We start from the raw sequence: 18,803 nt of genomic DNA on the forward strand, positions 1-18,803 counted from the left end.
TAGTATTGCATCTTATTGAAATTACGGTTTTTCTTAATATTAATCAAAAGGCATCGGTGCATGGCTCATTATTTTTTCATCAATGCTTTTCTTGTTATCGAAATGCCAATTGGGGAGATGGCTAGTGTATATAGCGATCGGCTTGTCATCTAGCTCAATACCTTTATCTGCAACTATATCGTGAGTAATATCAAGATTCCATTTTTCTATTGTTACTTTCCCTTTTATACCGTTCAAGAAATTTGTTTTTTTTCCAGGCTGATTACTCCATGCTAGAATAGAATAATTATTCTCTTTTCCTTTCAGGACATATGCTTCTATACCATCTTTAGACAGATATCTTCCAACTAATGACATTCCTTTCATAGAATCAACGGCCATTGCATAAGCCAATAGTCTTAGCTTTGGATTCCAATTGATATCAAATAGTCCTGAAGAATAAAGTTTATTATTTAAAAATCTATCTTGAGCTAAAAAATAATCAACTCGTTTTAAATCATAGAAATAAAAAGCACGAGCGAATATTTTTATTAAATCATATGGATTAGAATCTTTTTGGTAGACAATTGATGTGTCTAATTGTTCAGTATCTAATATTGGTTTAGGTCTTAATGAAAACTTTTTTTGTTCCTGACGAATGAATTCTGGTAAATCATCTTTTGGGTAGACAAAGTGATGTATAGAGTATGAATCAGAATATTTATCTATTCCTAGTCTAAATGCCTCATCAACAAATCTTCGTCCTCCTCTAATTCCTCCCAAAACATCATTTCTAGAATAAGTTGCTGAAAATGCAGTGGTTTTTATATTCTCCCCACTTCTATAGATCGCCTCTTTGAGCATTTTCATTTCTTGAACATATTGACTCGGAGTAGAATTAATCCACCATACTGATGGTGCATCTACCTCATTTGCTAGTTCAGCAAATTCGACGTTATGACCTTTGAGTTTAGCTAAAGTCACATCAAGATAATGATTATATTCACTATAAAATCTCTCACTCACTGCTGATAATTTATTATTAGCCACAGTGAATCTCGCGGGAGGGTATCCAAAGACAAACAGAAGAGAAAACTGATATTCTTTAGCTTTTTGAAGTTGAAAATCTAACTGCTTAAAATTAGTAGGTCTACCGTATTTATCACTCACTCGATGCCAACATGTTTCAAAACTTCGTAATGAATCTACCCCTGCATGTGCTAATAAAGAATATACTTCATCTAATTTTTCAACATTATCATCAACATTTACAGCTGGTATCTCCATCCCGTGTAAACCAAATTGTGTATCTGGATTTCTTCTAGCTCGTAGTTCAGCTAAATCTCTATTCATTATTTTATTGTATACATATTTAGATACATTCTCACTCACATCCTCTTTCGTATTTTTTATTTCCTCGTAATAATTTTGTTCCGATAATGCAGAACAAGAAAATAGAAAAAACATCAAAAAAAAGCACACCGGAGAAAAATAAAGTTTTTTCATAAAATCACCATAATCGATTCTAAAAAGCATCATTGGCGATAGTGGGTTAGCTATTTTCTCTCTAAGAATTTAACCCATATATATTTAGCCAACGCATACGGCAATGCTCTGATTTTATATCTCCAAGCGACATCTACATCATTAATTGCAGAATGATATCTAGCCCAATATGGTATTTCAGATCTATTATTTTTCCATCCTCTACAATGAAATGCACTTATTTCATTTATGACTTTTACATTCCAGCCTTTCTTTTTAACACGGAGCGATAATTCAATGTCTTCTTTATACATATGATAGCTTCGCTCAAAACCAACATTATTTTTTCTGTCAAGGCACTGCTCTAAAGTATGTTTTCGGACTAGCATGAAAGCACCACATACTGCATCAACATCAGAAAAATTTTTCTTATCATGATTATCGTCAACAGGTTCATTAGTCGATAAATCAGACCACTTCCCTACTAGATTGCATGCAATACCTAAAGAATCATATACGTTTAGTGATTTTTTCTGCTCGATATCGTACCTAATTAGAGGTACAGAAAATATCCCAGTATCGCTGAATTGCTCCATAGAAACAGTATCTAATAGTGTATCAAGGTGCTTTCCTTCGACTCTTGCATCTGGATTCAAAAAAAGTATCCAATCATATTCAGATATATTTGTTAGTGCTTTATTATTAGCAGCTACGAATCCAATATTTCCATATTCTTTAATATTAAAATCATGTTTTGTTTTCAACTCATATAAATAATTGGTATCTGTTGAACCTGAGTCAATAATTCTAATTGATAAATTGCTATTTGAAGATTCTAACCCTTCAATAACCCAATTGATATAGTTATTACTATTATGCGTAACAATGATAATTAAGCATTTTTTTGCCACAATCACACCATTAATTCAATCATAACGATTAAAAGGTAAAAACTGCAAAGCGTATTTAGCAATATACTTTGGCGTTCTCTTAGAAAAACTCCAAAAAATACTATCAAGTAATCTTGCCCGTCGCTCCACTGTCAATATTAGAAAATTCATGAAGTCCAAATCATTTCCCTGATATAACTCTTTGTTTCTATCTTTCAAATCGACCAATGCGCTGCTGAAAGGATAGCTTTTAGAAACTCTATGTTCATTTTCTTTATGATCATGGTGCATAATATAAGTTGGAACTTTGAAACGCCTAAAGCAGCCATATTTAAAAGACAATCTTAGCCACGTATCCCAATCTTGTAACCTTTTTACTCTAATATCAAAGCCACCAATTTCTCTTAAATTTCTAGTTTTAGTGAAAATTTGATTTGAAGCTATATTACAAAACAAAAGATCATTGTATTTTTTTTCTATATATAATTCATCGTCCTTGTAATATATTTTTTCTTTTCCATTAGAAAATTTTTCTATAAAATTACAACAAATAAATGATAAATTTTCACTCCAGTTATTTACAAAAAAGCTAATTCTATTCGATGTAAATTCATCATCATCATCAAGTCCTGTAATGAACTCTCCTGTTGCATTGAATATCCCCATATTTCTGACAACACAAGCACCTTCATTCTTTTCATTCCTTAAATATACAACCCTTGGTTCTTTATTAACGAGAGACTCAACATATTCTCTCGTTCCATCAATCGATGCATCATCACATACTAATAGTTCAAAGTTTGGATAATCCTGTTTGAAAACAGAGTCTATCGCTCTTTTTAGTTTATCCATTCTATTGTGTGTTGTTATATAGATGCTAACTTTGGGATTGCTTTTATCTCTCATTCTATATCTCATTATGAAAGAGAAACTAGTAGATATACCAGCTTAGAAAGCTGGTATAAATCACAATAATTATATTTTCTTGATAACAACACTCAGAGCTTGCTGCCAATCAGACAATTCAATATTCAATACCTTTATCTTGTTACCATTCAAACTTGAATATCGAGGACGTCTTGCTGGCGTTGGGTAATTCTCCGTCTTAATTTTGATAACACTAGGCCGTTTAATGATTAAATCTTGCCCACCTGCAATATTAAATATTGAATCAGCAAAATCAGCCCAAGAAACCTCTTCGTCACCACAATAATGATAAAGTCCACCATCCGCTTTCTTCTGTAAAAGCTGAATAATCGCCTGAGCAATATCCCCTGCGTAAGTCGGGCATCCTCGCTGGTCAGAAACGATACTCAACTCATCACGTTCTTTTGCTAAACGCAGCATAGTTTTCACGAAGTTATTACCATATTCACTAAATACCCATGCGGTACGCATAATAATCGCTTCAGGAAGAACATGAGAAACGGCAATCTCGCCGTCCAGTTTGGTTTTACCATACACACCCAGTGGGTTGGTTTTGTCGGTTTCAACATAAGGAACCGTGGCGTTGCCATCAAAAACATAATCCGTTGACACATGAACCAGACGCGCGCCGACCTCTTTCGCCGCCAGCGCCAAATTCTCGGGACCAGTTTTATTCACCAATTCTGCCAGTTCCGGTTCGCTTTCTGCTTTATCCACCGCAGTGTAAGCGGCCGCATTGACAATGGCATCAGGCTGAAACGATTTTACCGCCGTCAGTACCTTCTCATAGTCGGTAATATCCAGATCGGCAGTGTCCGTTGCCCATACCTGCCAGTTAATAGGTAGACGATCCTGAAAACAACGGCCAAGCTGCCCGTTTGCACCGGTAAGTAAAATCTTCATACCACCAACTCCTTAAAGCGTTTACCCAACTTATCTTTTTCAGAAAGCAGAGGATCGGTTACAGGCCATTCAATACCGACGTCTGGATCGTTCCATAACAAGCAACCTTCATTTGCCGGGTTGTAATAGTCCGTGCATTTATATTCAAAATCAGCCACGTCAGACAACACGACAAAACCATGCGCCAAACCAGGTGGAATCCAGAATTGGATTTTATTTTCTTCAGAAAGAAGAACCCCTTCCCATGCACCGTACGTGGGTGAATTTGGCCGAATATCGACTGCAACATCAAATACTTCCCCACGAACGACTCGCACCAGTTTTCCTTGCGGGTTTGATCTCTGGAAATGCAACCCGCGCAATACGTCTTTTGAGGAGCGGGAGTGGTTATCTTGCACAAAATCCAGATCAATATTTAACATTTCCTGATAACGACGCTTTTCAAACGTCTCCAGGAAAAAACCCCTTTCATCACCAAAAACCCTCGGCTGAACAATTTTTACTCCCTCAATACGGGTATCCTTAACTTGCATCTTATTTATCCCCAATCAAGCGTGCTAAATATTGCCCATAATTCGTTTTACTCAACGCTTTTGCCTCTTCAGCAATCTGTTCTCTACTCAGCCACCCCTTACGAAATGCAATTTCTTCCAGACAGGCAACTTTAAATCCTTGTCTTTTCTCAATGGTATGAACAAACTGCGATGCTTCCATCAGGCTGTCATGAGTTCCCGTATCTAGCCATGCAAAACCTCGACCTAATTGCTCCACATTCAGCAAGCCCTTTTCCAGATACATTTCGTTCAGCGTGGTAATTTCCAGCTCGCCGCGAGCAGAGGGTTTTACTTGTTTAGCCATATCGACAATCTGATCGTCGTAAAAATAGAGGCCGGTTACCGCCCAGTTGGATTTAGGCTTCAGTGGTTTCTCTTCCAAAGAAATCGCTCGATTATTTTCATCAAATTCAACCACACCAAAACGTTCGGCATCTACAACTTGATAACCGAATACTGTCGCACCTTCCGTTCGTGCCGATGCAGCTTCCAGTTTTTTACCAAAACTTTGACCAAAATAGATATTATCCCCTAGAACTAAAGCGCAACGATCACCATTAATAAATTCCTCACCCAAGATAAATGCCTGAGCCAGTCCATCAGGACTCGGCTGAATGGTATAACTAAAATTGACACCAAAACGGCTACCATCACCTAAAAGACGTTTAAACGAAGGCATATCTTCCGGTGTAGAAATAATCAAAATATCTTTGATGCCGGCTAACATCAGAATAGAAATAGGGTAATATACCATTGGCTTATCATAAATCGGCAATAGCTGTTTAGATACACCGCGGGTAATGGGGTGCAAACGTGTTCCAGAGCCACCTGCTAATACAATACCTTTCATATTCTTTATATCCCCTAATTTAATGTGTTATGCCTAAGCGTTCACCAGCATAGGAACCATCTTTAACACGACGCCACCATTTTTCATTTTCTAAATACCACTGCACCGTTTTTCGGATACCACTTTCAAAGGTTTGCTGTGGTTTCCAACCCAATTCGCGGTATATCTTTCCAGCATCTATCGCATAACGCATATCATGGCCAGGACGATCAGCAACGTAACTAATGAGCTCTTCATATTTATCAATACCTGTAGGTCTATTTGGCACCATTTCATCCAACAAGCGGCAAATAGTTTGCACTACTTCAATATTTTTCCGCTCATTATGTCCACCAATATTGTAGGTCTGCCCTACTTCCCCTTCAGTTACTACTTTATACAATGCACAAGCGTGATCTTCTACATACAGCCAATCACGAATCTGAGCGCCATTGCCATATACTGGCAATGGTTTACCTTCCAGCGCATTGAGAATAATTAATGGAATCAATTTTTCTGGAAAATGATAAGGACCATAATTGTTAGAGCAATTAGTCACAATCGTAGGTAACCCATAGGTACGCAACCAAGCTCGTACCAAATGATCGCTAGATGCTTTTGATGCAGAATATGGACTGCTAGGTGCATAAGGCGTGGTTTCAGTAAAGAGATCATCAGTGCCATGAAGATCGCCATACACTTCATCTGTAGAAATATGATGGAAGCGAAATGCCTTTTTAGCATTAGTACTCAATGTATTCCAATATTGACGGGTAGCTTCTAGTAAAGTATAGGTACCGACAATGTTGGTTTCAATGAATGCGGCAGGACCATCAATAGAGCGATCAACGTGACTTTCTGCTGCTAAATGCATAATAGCATCTGGTTGATACTCATCAAATATCTGTTCTAAACGCTCGCGTTCACAGATATTGATACGTTCAAATGTGAAACGTTCGTCACCGGATATAGATTTTAATGACTCAAGATTGCCCGCATAGGTTAGGCTATCAATAACTAATACTTCATCATTTGTGTTATTAATAATATGACGAACAACAGCAGATCCAATAAATCCAGCGCCACCTGTTACAATAATTCTCATTCAAACCTCTTATAATATTCAAACCTGTAAACATCATCAATTCCAGTAGCGTTTATGCATACTGAAAAATTTAACTAGTGAACGAGGAATACGTTTATAATTTTGTCCTAATTTATACCCAGTAATCTTCAAGAGGTTATTTATAAAAGCCACTGGTATATACAAAGGATTTTTCTTGAAAAGGAAATGTAATTCTGAAAATATAAATCTCTTACCTTCTCCACCAGCCCCACCAAAACTTTCTCTAATCCAGGGCTCATCGGCATGAAAAACGCCAATATCGAAGTAGCGCTTAAATTCCTCTAGCGGACTATAATTATGAGAATGTCTAGCTATCGCATCTGAAACATAAGCCACTTTATATCCAGCCAAAACGGATTTGGCTGTAAAATACATATCTTCGCATAGAATAGTATTTGAGGGAAACCCCCCCAATTTTCTAAACACACTGATGCGATAAGCAGAGAAAGAGTTGGACATAAAAACAGTTTTCAGCCCTATATCTTTAGCATCATTAAAACTGTAAACACTACTTTTTTCTGGATAATTGAAATATCTGGCATGTTGAGCGACTGGATTTGCATCGTGATGGGGTAACTGTCGACCATAGGCACACCCGACATTAGGGTCATCGAAAGCGGAGAGAATGCGGTCAATATATCCTGGTTCAGGGATTGCGTCTTGAGTTAAAAAAATAACCACATCATAATCACCATTAGCATCAACAAATTGATTACGCGTTCCGCCATGATTAAATTCTTTAGCATCGATATGAATAATATCAAAGTCCAGGTTATGCGCTATATCAACCGTCGCATCCTGGCTACCAGAATCTATAACCTGAACATGCAGTTCATCAGGCCCATAGCGTTTTAGACTTTCAGCGGCTCTCTTCCAAAGAGAACCACCATTATAAGTTGGAACCGCTATAAAGTATTTCATTTTTTACTGACCAATAAATATAAGATCACGAAAATAAATTATAAAAAACTTATTTTAAGAATAAAAATTAATAAGCTCCATCTCTTTTTAATACAACGCTAACCGTTTTAAAAAGAATGGCAATATCATTCCACAATGACCAATTTTTAACATACCATGAGTCAAAATATACTCTGGTATCGTAGTCTACATCATTTCGACCGCTCACTTGCCATAAACCTGTCATACCCGGCTTAGCCATCAAATAATAATCTACATCACCGGCATATTTATCCAATTCATCTTCGATAATTGGTCTTGGACCAACCAAGCTCATTTCCCCTTTGAGGACATTAAAGAGTTGTGGTAACTCATCCAGACTGCTTTTTCTTATAAATTGACCTACTTTTGTTATTCTAGGATCATCTTTAAGCTTAAAATCCTTTTCCCACTCAGCTCTTGCCTCTGCGCTATTTTCTAACAATTCATTGAGCACTTCTTGAGAGTTTATTACCATTGATCGGAACTTAAGACACTTAAATTTTTTCCCATTCCTTCCCACTCGCTCATGCCCGTATATTGCATTACCGCCATCTTTTGAGACTAAATAAAATAGAGAGATAAGAATGGGGGAAAGTATAGTGATAATAGCTAACGCACCAAAAATATCAAAAGTACGTTTAATAAATCTTGAAGTTCTTTTTGCTAAATTATTACTAACCCGAAGAATCATGACTTCATGGCTAAATATAAAAGACATATCAGTTCCATATAAAGGAACGCCACGCAGTGTTGGAATAACAGAGATAGAACGGCAATTATGCTTGGCGAGATTTTTCAACCAATAATCTCTCAAAGCATGCTCTTCAAACTCTAAAGCGACAATAAATTGCGTATCATTAGGACAACTTTGTAGCCACAGTTCTTCTTCGTTATTAATAATTGGCACACCAGAAATATAGCCGACATTATCAATGTCAGCAGTAGAGTAGAAGGCACCGATAGAAAAACCTAAAACTTCTTCACTCTGGAGAGCTGCGTGTGCATCTCTAGCATTTTTCCCTGCACCAATAATAATAGTATGTTTCTTCCAAAGATTAAGTTTATCTAAAATTCTTTTTGCTATCACGCGACCAACGGGGACTAAAATAATTGCCAGAATCCACGTGATACACCAGACATAACGTGAGAATTGCCACTTAGAAAATGCAACCAGAGCTAAGTCAAAAATTGCAAAAATGATGAGTGTTCTGATACTTTCTTTTAATTCAAACCAGAAAGGTTTTCTGTATGTATAGTGCCGTAATCTGATCCAGAACCAACCGACACATAAAAATGATAACGTTATATGTGATAAGAATCTTGCTGGTAGCTCAGATGCAGGTATAAATGAATAAATATCATAACCAAGGAAATAAATTATACATAATGTGAATAACAATGAGAAATTAAAAAACAAAAAATCTGATAATGCCAAAAAAACTTTTACAAAATTATTTTTTCTAAAAACAGTTTGTGAAATCATGAAATTAACACCCCGAATGGATTTATAAAAACCATAAACCACATAATCAATATGAGGTATACGTTCTTATTAAATGGCATAGATAATTTGACTGATTATGTTTAGAATATTTTTAAACATATGCCATGGAAAGGTTAGTGAAAATAGATCATGTGATAAATATACTCAAAAAACCTCAAGGTGTATATTTAACTAACAATCATCATATTAAATATAAAGATATTTGCATTGTTCGTTCAAAGTACTTTTAAGCTTATTAGACTTATATTTTTACATTCAGTTCTAAATTTACCGTAATACATATGCCGGTTTGAATTTTATAATAACAAACCGGCATGTAAAGATATTACTTCGACTTATATTCATAGGTATAATAATCGTAATTACCATACCCATAATAACTTGCTGCTCGTTTCATTACTGCATTCAGAATAACTCCCTTAATTTCTGAACCATTTTGCTCAAAACGACGAATGGCCACTTCTACTTCTTTCAGCGTATTCATTTCAAAACGCGCAACTAACAAAGAAGTCCCTGCGTGGCGACTAATAATTGCAGCATCGGTTACAGCAAGAATAGGCGGCGTATCTAATAACACCAAGTCATAATGCCCTCCTGCCCATTTCAAAAACTCGATAAAACGGTTATGCATAAGTAATTCAGAGGGATTCGGTGGCACTTGTCCACGGGGAATAAAGTCCATATTTTCTATCGCTGTTTTACGGACACTTTTTTCTATTCCACATTGGCCGGATAGAATATCTGACAAACCATCCGTCCCATGCGTCCCCATCAGTTCATGGGCGTATCCTTTACGCATATCACAGTCAACAATAAGCACTCGCTGGCCAGACTGTGCGATAACTGCGCCAAGATTAGCGCTAACGAATGTTTTCCCTATTGCCGGGCTAGCACCTGATATCATTAACACATTATTTTTCGCTTCCATCATGGCGAAATGCAGGCTGGTCCGTAGACTTCTTATGGCTTCAATTGCCAAATCGGTAGGATTGCCAACTGCAAGTAGATCTGTTGCTCGCGTATTAACTTTTCTACTTTTATTGCCCAAGAGCGCTCTGTCTTTTTTCTGTTGCCATTCAGAAAGTGGCACGCTTGCGTAGACATTGATACCTAACTCTTCCAACTGTTCTGGACTTTCTATACCTTTATGTAACAAAGCCTTGAGTATGACAAAGGCTGTTGAAATCATCCCCCCCAGGATCATTGAGATTAATACAATCAGTGTCTTTTTCGGCTTCACCGGTTTAGGCTGAATCACGGCGTTGTCGACAATACGCACGTTACCAACGGTGCTCGCTTTGTTAATACTAAGTTCCTGCTGTTTATTCAGCAGTTGCATATATACTTCCTGCCCTGCCTGCACATCGCGTGTTAAACGCAAAATTTCCTGCTGGGTTTTGGGCATAGCCCCTACACGCTTATTCAGTTTATCCCGTTCTTGTTCCAGCGTTTTGCGCTTTTCCATTAGAGCACGATAGGCTGGGTGCTCACGGGTATATAACTTAGATATTTCCGCTTCTTTAAACGTCAACTCATTTAACTGAGATTCAACCGAAACGGTAGTATCCAATACCGCCTTAGCCTCTAAAGAAAGATCAACCGATTCGTTCTGCTGGCGGAATTGGTTGAGCTTGTTTTCTGCCTCATTCAGTGAACTACGTACATGTGGAAGTTGTTCTTTGAGGAATTCCAGGCTTTTACCAGCCTCTTCAGATTTACGTTCAACGTTTTGTTGCAGATAATTTTGACTAATGCTATTTAATATCTTAGCTGTCAGCATCGGATCTTCACCTTCCAGACTAAGCTCCAGAATCCCGGTGTCCTTCCCTTTATCCGCCACAGTGAAATCATCCAGTAAACTATTAATCGCGGTTAATTGATTCAGCTTTTGAATGCGAAAGATGGTGCCCGGTTCAGCAACAATGTCACTGACCAATAAAGTAATACCGCTGTGGTTTTCTAGCTGGCCGATGCTACCAGTGAATTTCACGGCATCACCTGCTTCCACGGTATATTGCTGGTTTGGCAACACGTTGAGTAACAATATTTCATCCTGCAAGGACGCTGGTACGTCAAGACGGGATACCGCTATTTTCCCCGTTTCATTGCCCGTTAACCGAGCAATACCTTTACCGACTAACGGGAAAAATTTTTGCTGAACGCTGATATCCAATGCTAAATCATTTACCGTTTTGCCAATGACCATTCTGGATTTAATCAGTTCTACTTCAGCATCGGATTTCGGCTTAGAGTCCGGCAACATGCTAGAAATGTCATTCAGTAGAGAATTTCCAGAGCTTTGCTCAACCTGAATTAACGCGTCAGCCTTATAAACTGGCGTGGCTAACATGGCATACATTATGCCCAAAACAGTAAAAACTGCCGTCACACCAATAATCAACCAGCGGTTATCCAGCAACGTCCCTAATAAACGTCCTAAATCGATCTCATCTGAATGGGTTTCAGATACTTTTATTGAAGTTTTCTCTGTCATCGGATTCTCTGATGATTAACGATTCAACGCCTGCGCCCATTTTTGCGCAGACTGCTCAAGTTGTGAGTAAACGAATTCAAATGCTTCGCGACTTTTTCGGTAGGGATCAGCAATTTCCTGCTGATTTAACCAATGCCCAAACAACATCGTTTTACCCCGAACCTCTGGCGCGATGCGGCTGACCCCATCAATATGCCCTTTCTCCATCACTAGGATCAGATCGTACTGGCGGCATAATGCTGAAGTCAGTTGTTGCGCTTCATGCCCTTCAAGAGAAAGATGATGCTGATTTGCAACCTCAGTAGCTGTTGAATCAGCAGGTTTCCCTACTAATGCACCTAGTCCCGCGGAAGCTATTTTTTTAGTTGGCAATACTTGTTTTAACAATCGCTCCCCCGTTGGGGAACGACAGATATTGCCCACACAAACCACTAAGATGGAATTAAACATAATGTATCTACGGCCAGTTACGAATACGTAACGTCCCCTCAGTTAATTCGTTAAATCCAGAAATGGTTGGAACAATCTGACTAATTACGCGATTCCAACGTACCATCGGCGCTGTAGTTACATAAACGATATCGTAGGGTTGAAGCTGGAATTCAGTTCCCATCACCATTGCAGTCGCATCCGACATATTTAACTGGTAGATATTCGCCAACTTAGGCCCTTCGGTGCCACGCAGAGAGCGAATGACAAATACTCCAGTTGCATCAGATGCAGCCTGATCAACACCTTCAGCATTTCCCAACGCTTCCGTCAGCGTCATCCCACTACGATCCATTTTGAGAGTGCTTTGCTTTTTCACTTCACCCATAACGAATACTTTCAGATCGTCATTACGTGGAATGTAGAGGATATCACCGGGGTAAAGCAGGCGGTTTTGCGAAAGGTCGCCGTTTTGCATCAGCGCCTGAAGAGAGAGACGTTTTTCCTGCCCATTGTGAGTCAACACAATATTACGCCAGTCGGCATTTTCTGTGAGCCCGCCCGCTTTGTTAATGGCATCCAGCACCGTCAAGGGGACGTTGGTGATGGGCTGTTGACCCGACGTTGCCACTTCACCCGTCACATAGGCTTTCTGTGAGCGGAAGGCTGCAATACTGACATCAACCTGAGGAGACTCTATATATTGCGCTAAACGACTCATAATCTGATCGCGCACTTCAGTAACTGTTTTGCCCGCAACGTTAACCTTACCGATGTAGGGATAGAAAATCGTACCATCGGAATGCACCCAGTTACCAGTATCAGCAGCAGTACGGTATGTACCAGCCGGCGTAGTCAGTTCAGGGTGATCCCACACCGTCACCATGATGACATCACCAATACCAATACGGTATTCATAACCCTGTAATTCTTTCTCCAAGGCAGGGTTAGCTTGCGCTATCAGTGGCCTAGCGCGCATTTTTTCGACCAAATAAGGCGTTAACGGATAAACATTGACTAGCTTATCGATATTGAAATCCGCATCTTGCTGCTCGACAACATTCTTGCCGCTAGTAGAAAGGTGAGAACCAGGAACCAAGGTACAACCACTAAGTAGCGCTATTGACACCATCAAGGGCATCAATTTTTGTTTGTGTTTTATCATCCTGTCTATGCCATCGCTCTTAATAAAAAATTGTTTATATCCCTACAAAATAGTTAGTAATTATAGAGAAAAACGATTCAGATTAACTCAAGATCTAACGTATAAAACAAGGGTAAATCTCGCTTTAGCCACACTTCAATGCTGCTATTGCTTAGCCACAACAACGAGAACCCGACGAAACCATGCTAACACGCGTACCAGTGAGGTTATTGCCGCCATATAGCCAGAGAACATCAATAAAAAGACGCTTAACATAATAGACTCACTTATGTTGCTACGCTCGCAAATGATACCAGCCATTGCAAATAACGTCGCAATAGTCACAATCACAACTAACGTCTGGCCCGGTGTAAATCCTGAACGGAGCAATACATGGTGTAAATGTTCTCGATCGGCTTTAAAAGGATTTCCACCTTTAGCAAGACGCCGTATCATTACTGCTGCCATATCCATGAGAGGAACAGCAATTAGCCATAATCCCGTCACCGGCTGCATTACACGTCCTTCTCCTTGGGTCGCCAGAATCAGTAGCCAGATAATGGAGAATCCAACCAGTGTACTTCCCGCATCTCCCATAAAAACTTTGAATCTTTTTCCTAGCAACATACCCGAATTCAAAAATGCATAAGGCAACGTCGCTGCCAGAAAACACAAACTCCAGCGAGCAAGTTCATTGTTTCCTCCAAGATAAAAAGCGAGAACCAAGGCGCTAAGCGTGACGAAAGAAAGCCCACTAAGTAGACCGTCCATACCATCCACCATATTGAAAGCATTGATAGATCCCAAAACAGCAAAAAGAGTCACGATATAACCAAATGCGCCTAAAAAAATCTCATCATCAAAGAAAACATTTCCTAAAGAGGAAATAAACAACCCCGTAGACATCATCGCGATGGCCACACACATTTGGAGTCCGATTCGCGGTAAAACAGGTATGTCAAAACGATCATCGAGAATGCCTACAACCAGCAGCACGGTTGAACACACCAAGTATAGAAAAAAATGCGGCAATAAATCAGCCTGAAGTACATAGAGAACACACAGAGCCAGATAAATCGACACACCACCGACCAATGGGATATTACCCTTATGTCTTTTACGGACATCGGGTTTATCTACCAATCCGATTTTAACCGCCGCCTTTCTAGCCAAAAAAAGCGAGGCAAAAGCACTGATGAAGATTAGGGTAGACTCTTGCATACCTGTACCTAGCCCATATTGAGTTTTTTTGCTTCAGGCACGCTACCGCCCTTGGCTTGTAGCTACCAATGCACTATCAAAGTACGGTCCCGTCCTGCGGGTTAAATTTTTTAAAGTGTTAAGTTGCAGATTTATTATACGGATACAGTATGTCGCCAACTGAGCACTCTATGATCGCAGAGGATACATTAAGCCCCAATCACTCAAAATGAGAGCTGTCGGTCAGCAAAAAACGCTACCATAGTATTGACCACTCAAGCGGGATCACAAGAACAAGATGTTTAGGGCGGAGTTTTTAGGAATAAGACTATGAACATCCATTGTGGCAAAGCCTCCATAAGTATAAAAAACCGCCTAAAAGAATAAAGTCAGCCTGTTTCAGTCATAAAATGGCTGCTTGGGATGTAAAACTACATGATTATGTGGATATTAGCAGCGGCGCGTTATTCTATGCTCGGATACATAGCATGATCAAATGTTACGGCCTGTGTCCCCGTTATACAGCATAATTTTTTTTAAGGCCGATAATGAGATTTTTTAACATTAGCCAATCTTAATCTGACATGCTGCATATAAAAAACGCACAAAAATACGTCATAATTTCTGCGCACGACACCACATACTAAAGAATATCCCTGCAAATTCTGGTTCATCTGTGTCTGCCCTGATACGCTATCGAGGTTATCTTCATTTAAAGGTGAAAAAATAGATATGGAGTGGATCGCTGATCCAACAATATGGGCCGGGTTGGCCACGCTGGTTGTCCTGGAGTTGGTTCTGGGCATTGATAATCTTATCTTCATCGCCATTCTGGCTGAGAAACTACCAAAAGAACAACGCGATAAAGCCAGAGTGGTCGGTCTGTTACTCGCCCTGCTTATGCGCCTGGGTCTGCTGGCGTCCATTTCGTGGCTGGTCTCTTTGACTATCCCACTTTTCACGCTCCTTGGGCACACATTCAGCGCTCGCGATGTCATTATGTTGATTGGCGGGCTGTTTCTACTCTTTAAAGCCACGATGGAGCTCAACGAGCGGCTCGAAGGGAAAGATGAAGAGCAGCACGCCCAACGTAAAGGTGCACGTTTCTGGCCCGTCGTCGCACAGATTGTAGTACTGGATGCGATATTCTCACTGGACTCCGTGATTACCGCTGTCGGCATGACCGATCATCTGCTGGTAATGATGTCCGCCGTGACCATTGCCATCTTCCTGATGCTGCTAGCCAGTAAACCGTTGACCCGTTTTGTCGCGGAACACCCGACCATCGTTATCCTGTGCCTCAGCTTCCTTCTGATGATTGGTTTCAGTCTGGTCGCAGACGCCTTCGGCTACCACATTCCTAAAGGTTATCTCTACGCTGCGATAGGTTTCTCGGTACTGATTGAGATGTTGAATCAGGTCTCCATGTTTAACCGCCGACGCTTCCTTTCTTCTTCAGTCCCGCTACGTCAGCGTACTGCGGAGGTGGTTTTGCGTATTTTGCGCGGCAACCACGAAGAAGCCGAGCTGGACAATCAAACCTCATCAATGATTGCAGACAATACCCGGGCAGGTCAGGAAGTATTCAATCTTCAGGAACGCCGGATGATAAAGCGGGTACTGGGGCTGGCACTGCGAACCATTAGCAGTATCATGACATCGCGGCATGATATCGATTCGGTTGAGCTGGATATTACTCAGGATGAACTCGCTAAGCTGCTAACGAGCAACCAGCATTCCCGACTTGTGGTTACCGACAGCAAGACGTCTGACGAGCCGCTGGGCATAGTACATGTTGCAGACTTACTACAGCAGCAGCTAAACCGCGAACCGTTTAACCTGCGTATTCTCATTCGTCAGCCGCTGGTTTTCCCTGAACAACTTTCTCTCTTGCAGGCTTTAGAACAGTTCAGAGAAGGGAGAACGCATTTTGCGTTCGTGGTTGATGAATTTGGTTCGATGGAAGGGATTGTTACATTAAGTGACGTGATGGAGACTATTGCAGGCAATCTGCCGCGCGAAGGCGAAGATCGCGATACGCGGCACAGCATTCAGCAGAATGATGACGGCAGTTGGACCGCAAATGGCTATATTCCGCTGGAAGATCTGACGATGTATGTTCCGTTGACGCTGGATGAAAAGCGCGAATACTACACGTTGGCGGGGCTGTTGATGGAGCACGCGCAGCGGGTTCCACAGGTGGGCGATACACTATTAATCGATAGTTATCAGTTCACTATACTGGCGGTGGAAAGTCATCGAATCGTGGAGGTTCGCATCACTCCAAGCGACGAACCACAGCCTGATTTTGAAGTGTGACGACGTAGAAGCAGGGAATGGCTTATCTTCTCCCCCAACCTGCTTGGTTATAATTGGTGTTCGTGCAATCCTGTCAGACACACTCATAGCCATGGAAGGTATAACATGTTCGATAAGATCGTTATGACAAGCCAGAGGAAAACAGTGGCGAGAAGCTGCCGATTTGCTGACAGGAATCAGCAAATCGGCTAAAGCCCAGTATTTCAGAAAATTAAAGACGATCGAGGAGTTGCTTCAGATCCTTACCCTTTTGGCTTTGCTGATTTTGGCTGGCCCATTCATTCAGGCGCTTCTTCAGCTCGTCCTGTAGGCGTTTGCGCAACAGTTGGTCTACCTGTAGCTGATAATTTAATTTATCCCACTCGCCATAGACGCGTAACGGGATCGCCGTATTTTTCAGCACACTGATCAACTGCTCGTCGCCCCGCCACCCTTGAGTGATAGAGATATTCAAATTGACATCGCACGTCTGGGCAGGCAAATCGAATTGTCCAACACCGCCGAGTGACAGCAGTTCTGAACGGCCATTGAGATCGGTAAGGCGTAACTTACCCGCATTCAACTGGGCTTTCCCCGTCAGCTGTTGCAGCTCAGTGTAACGCTCGTAGCGCTCTTGTCCTCGCACATTACCGTTGCTACGCGCGACAGCCATCTGCACCATTTGCTGAATATTCAAACCCTGTAGACGGACGCTATTGGCCTGAAGAGTCGCCGTTCCCTGCCACTGCTGGAGCAACGCAGGTAGCGTAACGCTGTTACCGCTGAACTGCCCTGTCATCGACAATTTTCCGCTGACCGTCTCGGCAGGCAGCGCAAACGCGGACATGAGTTGAGACAGCTCAATGTCCTTGAGTTCTGGCCGTAGCGTGATGTTGGTCGATTGCTTCGTCACGACTCTACCAGGTAATGAAAAATGCCCACTGCCCAGTTCACCGCTCAACGTCGTAATATCCAGCAATCCCGGCTGATTTTCTGCCCGTAGCGTAAACTGACGAACATCAAGCCCACGGTAGATCATCGTCGCAGCATGTAACGACAGGCGCGCGGTGAATGCCTGTAAGCCATCTTCTGGCTTGGTTAACCCACTTTCATTTGAAATGACAGGGGCTGAGGATTTAACCGGTGCGTTGGAGGCAACGTCTTCCTTTGCCGCCGCGATTCCCAGCAGGGAATCCAAATCCAGCGTCTTCGACAGCAGATCCAAATCGTAATGTGGGATATCACCCAGCGTCACGCTCCCCGCCCCCGACAACTGGCTATTATTGGTATTCAATGAAAGCTGGCTAAACGTGATTTTTTCAGGCTGCTGTTGATAACTTGCCTGTACGCTCCCCGTTCCGCTGATACCGCTTGCCGGTACGCCAGCTCCTTGAAGCAGGTAGTCCAGCCTGGTGATATTGGCATTGACCTGCTGAGGGAAGTGCAGCAAATCGACCTCCGCGTTAAGAGAGAAGGCAATATCGCGCTGATTGCGATTGATACGGCTTGATAACTCAATGTTGACCTGACGGTCGCTGTTCTGCTCCATAGCAAGATTAATGTCGCGAACATTGATCTGTTCATTGTTGCTACGTTGCAGAACCAACAGGCTATCGGCGACTTTTATTTTATCGATATCCAACCGCCAGCGCCGTTCTTCAAATGGAGTTTGCGATCCCGCCGGAGCAATTGGGGCATTGTTGGCCTGTCTAGCTTCACTTTCTGGCGTCAGGCGAATAATCGCCCCTTTCAGCATCACCTGCTTGACCGCAAGTTTGTGTGACAACAGCGGCCACAGTTGCACATCAAGACGCATGTTCTCTGCACTGATAATAGGCGCACTGGAACCCGGCGCACTTAGCGACATCCCGCCGGATAATATGCTCAGTTGCGGCCACACATGCCAGCGCAGATCGCCATCCAACTGGAGACGATAGCCGCTACGTTCCTCAACCTGCTTCACCATATAGGCGCGGAAGTCATTGGGATTAACCAGTACGACCAAAGCCGTCATTCCTGCTACCAGCACAACAAGCAGAATTGCCAGCGTCGTCAGAAATCTTCTCATGCCATCCTCATTGCGAAACGCACGGCCACCT

Annotated in this window: 15 protein-coding genes; 1 reads left to right on the forward strand and 14 read right to left on the reverse strand. The window is 41.4% G+C overall.

The genetic code is table 11. From position 1 onward, the window contains the following. Positions 1 to 39: 39 nt before the first annotated feature. The 13 genes from ACKQAD_RS05305 to wecA form a co-directional block, all read right to left on the reverse strand. Entirely contained in the window at positions 40 to 1,485 is a 1,446-nt protein-coding gene (locus ACKQAD_RS05305; protein ID WP_409159191.1) for a hypothetical protein, read from the reverse strand. Between the two features lie 50 nt (positions 1,486 to 1,535). After that, positions 1,536 to 2,375, reverse strand: a complete 840-nt coding sequence (locus ACKQAD_RS05310) for a glycosyltransferase (RefSeq protein ID WP_409159192.1) — start codon at positions 2,373 to 2,375, stop codon at positions 1,536 to 1,538. A gap of 15 nt (positions 2,376 to 2,390) precedes the next feature. After that, positions 2,391 to 3,260 (reverse strand): glycosyltransferase, encoded by an 870-nt coding sequence (locus ACKQAD_RS05315; RefSeq protein WP_409159193.1) that lies wholly within the window; start codon positions 3,258 to 3,260, stop codon positions 2,391 to 2,393. Positions 3,261 to 3,329: 69 nt separating this feature from the next. Further along, positions 3,330 to 4,184 carry a dTDP-4-dehydrorhamnose reductase gene (gene rfbD / locus ACKQAD_RS05320; RefSeq protein ID WP_409159194.1) on the reverse strand — a complete coding sequence of 285 codons (855 nt, stop codon included), beginning with the start codon at positions 4,182 to 4,184 and terminating at the stop codon, positions 3,330 to 3,332. Beyond that, a complete protein-coding gene (gene rfbC, locus ACKQAD_RS05325) occupies positions 4,181 to 4,717 on the reverse strand; it encodes a dTDP-4-dehydrorhamnose 3,5-epimerase (protein ID WP_409159195.1) in 537 nt (178 codons plus the stop codon). The genes rfbD and rfbC overlap by 4 nt, the downstream gene beginning before the upstream one ends. 1 nt (position 4,718) lies before the next feature. Then, a complete protein-coding gene (rfbA, locus tag ACKQAD_RS05330) occupies positions 4,719 to 5,588 on the reverse strand; it encodes a glucose-1-phosphate thymidylyltransferase RfbA (protein WP_409159196.1) in 870 nt (289 codons plus the stop codon). 19 nt (positions 5,589 to 5,607) lie between these two features. After that, entirely contained in the window at positions 5,608 to 6,672 is a 1,065-nt protein-coding gene (gene rffG / locus ACKQAD_RS05335) for a dTDP-glucose 4,6-dehydratase (protein WP_409159197.1), read from the reverse strand. Positions 6,673 to 6,708: 36 nt separating this feature from the next. Next, entirely contained in the window at positions 6,709 to 7,614 is a 906-nt protein-coding gene (locus ACKQAD_RS05340) for a glycosyltransferase family 2 protein (protein ID WP_409159198.1), read from the reverse strand. A gap of 67 nt (positions 7,615 to 7,681) precedes the next feature. Next, positions 7,682 to 9,118 (reverse strand): undecaprenyl-phosphate galactose phosphotransferase WbaP, encoded by a 1,437-nt coding sequence (wbaP, locus tag ACKQAD_RS05345; RefSeq protein ID WP_409159199.1) that lies wholly within the window; start codon positions 9,116 to 9,118, stop codon positions 7,682 to 7,684. Positions 9,119 to 9,464: 346 nt separating this feature from the next. Beyond that, the gene (gene wzc / locus ACKQAD_RS05350) at positions 9,465 to 11,633 is read right to left on the reverse strand and encodes a tyrosine-protein kinase Wzc (protein WP_409159200.1); all 2,169 of its coding nucleotides are present in this window, start codon (positions 11,631 to 11,633) and stop codon (positions 9,465 to 9,467) included. A gap of 15 nt (positions 11,634 to 11,648) precedes the next feature. After that, positions 11,649 to 12,083, reverse strand: a complete 435-nt coding sequence (locus ACKQAD_RS05355) for an arsenate reductase/protein-tyrosine-phosphatase family protein (RefSeq protein WP_409159201.1) — start codon at positions 12,081 to 12,083, stop codon at positions 11,649 to 11,651. Positions 12,084 to 12,090: 7 nt separating this feature from the next. Beyond that, a complete protein-coding gene (locus ACKQAD_RS05360; RefSeq protein ID WP_409159202.1) occupies positions 12,091 to 13,227 on the reverse strand; it encodes a polysaccharide export protein in 1,137 nt (378 codons plus the stop codon). A 144-nt stretch (positions 13,228 to 13,371) separates the two neighbouring features. Beyond that, positions 13,372 to 14,427, reverse strand: coding sequence for a UDP-N-acetylglucosamine--undecaprenyl-phosphate N-acetylglucosaminephosphotransferase (gene wecA, locus ACKQAD_RS05365; protein ID WP_409159203.1), 1,056 nt, complete (start codon positions 14,425 to 14,427; stop codon positions 13,372 to 13,374). 711 nt (positions 14,428 to 15,138) lie between these two features. Between wecA and ACKQAD_RS05370 the strand changes: the two genes are divergently transcribed. After that, positions 15,139 to 16,725, forward strand: coding sequence for a TerC family protein (locus ACKQAD_RS05370; RefSeq protein WP_409159204.1), 1,587 nt, complete (start codon positions 15,139 to 15,141; stop codon positions 16,723 to 16,725). Between the two features lie 211 nt (positions 16,726 to 16,936). Here ACKQAD_RS05370 and asmA read toward each other — a convergent pair whose 3' ends face one another. Next, a complete protein-coding gene (gene asmA, locus ACKQAD_RS05375; RefSeq protein ID WP_409159205.1) occupies positions 16,937 to 18,772 on the reverse strand; it encodes an outer membrane assembly protein AsmA in 1,836 nt (611 codons plus the stop codon). Between the last annotated feature and the right edge of the window lie 31 nt (positions 18,773 to 18,803).

The organism is Pectobacterium artocarpous, from assembly GCF_046159765.1.
In the GTDB taxonomy this organism is placed as follows: Bacteria; Pseudomonadota; Gammaproteobacteria; order Enterobacterales; family Enterobacteriaceae; genus Pectobacterium.

Coding starts and splice junctions, on each gene's coding strand:
- ACKQAD_RS05305 (WP_409159191.1), bottom strand. CDS start 1,485: ATGAAAAAACTTTATTTTTCTCCGGTGTGCTTTTTTTTGATGTTTTTT.
- ACKQAD_RS05315 (WP_409159193.1), bottom strand. CDS start 3,260: ATGAGAGATAAAAGCAATCCCAAAGTTAGCATCTATATAACAACACAC.
- rfbD (WP_409159194.1), bottom strand. CDS start 4,184: ATGAAGATTTTACTTACCGGTGCAAACGGGCAGCTTGGCCGTTGTTTT.
- rfbC (WP_409159195.1), bottom strand. CDS start 4,717: ATGCAAGTTAAGGATACCCGTATTGAGGGAGTAAAAATTGTTCAGCCG.
- rfbA (WP_409159196.1), bottom strand. CDS start 5,588: ATGAAAGGTATTGTATTAGCAGGTGGCTCTGGAACACGTTTGCACCCC.
- rffG (WP_409159197.1), bottom strand. CDS start 6,672: ATGAGAATTATTGTAACAGGTGGCGCTGGATTTATTGGATCTGCTGTT.
- ACKQAD_RS05340 (WP_409159198.1), bottom strand. CDS start 7,614: ATGAAATACTTTATAGCGGTTCCAACTTATAATGGTGGTTCTCTTTGG.
- wbaP (WP_409159199.1), bottom strand. CDS start 9,118: ATGATTTCACAAACTGTTTTTAGAAAAAATAATTTTGTAAAAGTTTTT.
- wzc (WP_409159200.1), bottom strand. CDS start 11,633: ATGACAGAGAAAACTTCAATAAAAGTATCTGAAACCCATTCAGATGAG.
- ACKQAD_RS05355 (WP_409159201.1), bottom strand. CDS start 12,083: ATGTTTAATTCCATCTTAGTGGTTTGTGTGGGCAATATCTGTCGTTCC.
- ACKQAD_RS05360 (WP_409159202.1), bottom strand. CDS start 13,227: ATGATAAAACACAAACAAAAATTGATGCCCTTGATGGTGTCAATAGCG.
- wecA (WP_409159203.1), bottom strand. CDS start 14,427: ATGCAAGAGTCTACCCTAATCTTCATCAGTGCTTTTGCCTCGCTTTTT.
- ACKQAD_RS05370 (WP_409159204.1), top strand. CDS start 15,139: ATGGAGTGGATCGCTGATCCAACAATATGGGCCGGGTTGGCCACGCTG.
- asmA (WP_409159205.1), bottom strand. CDS start 18,772: ATGAGAAGATTTCTGACGACGCTGGCAATTCTGCTTGTTGTGCTGGTA.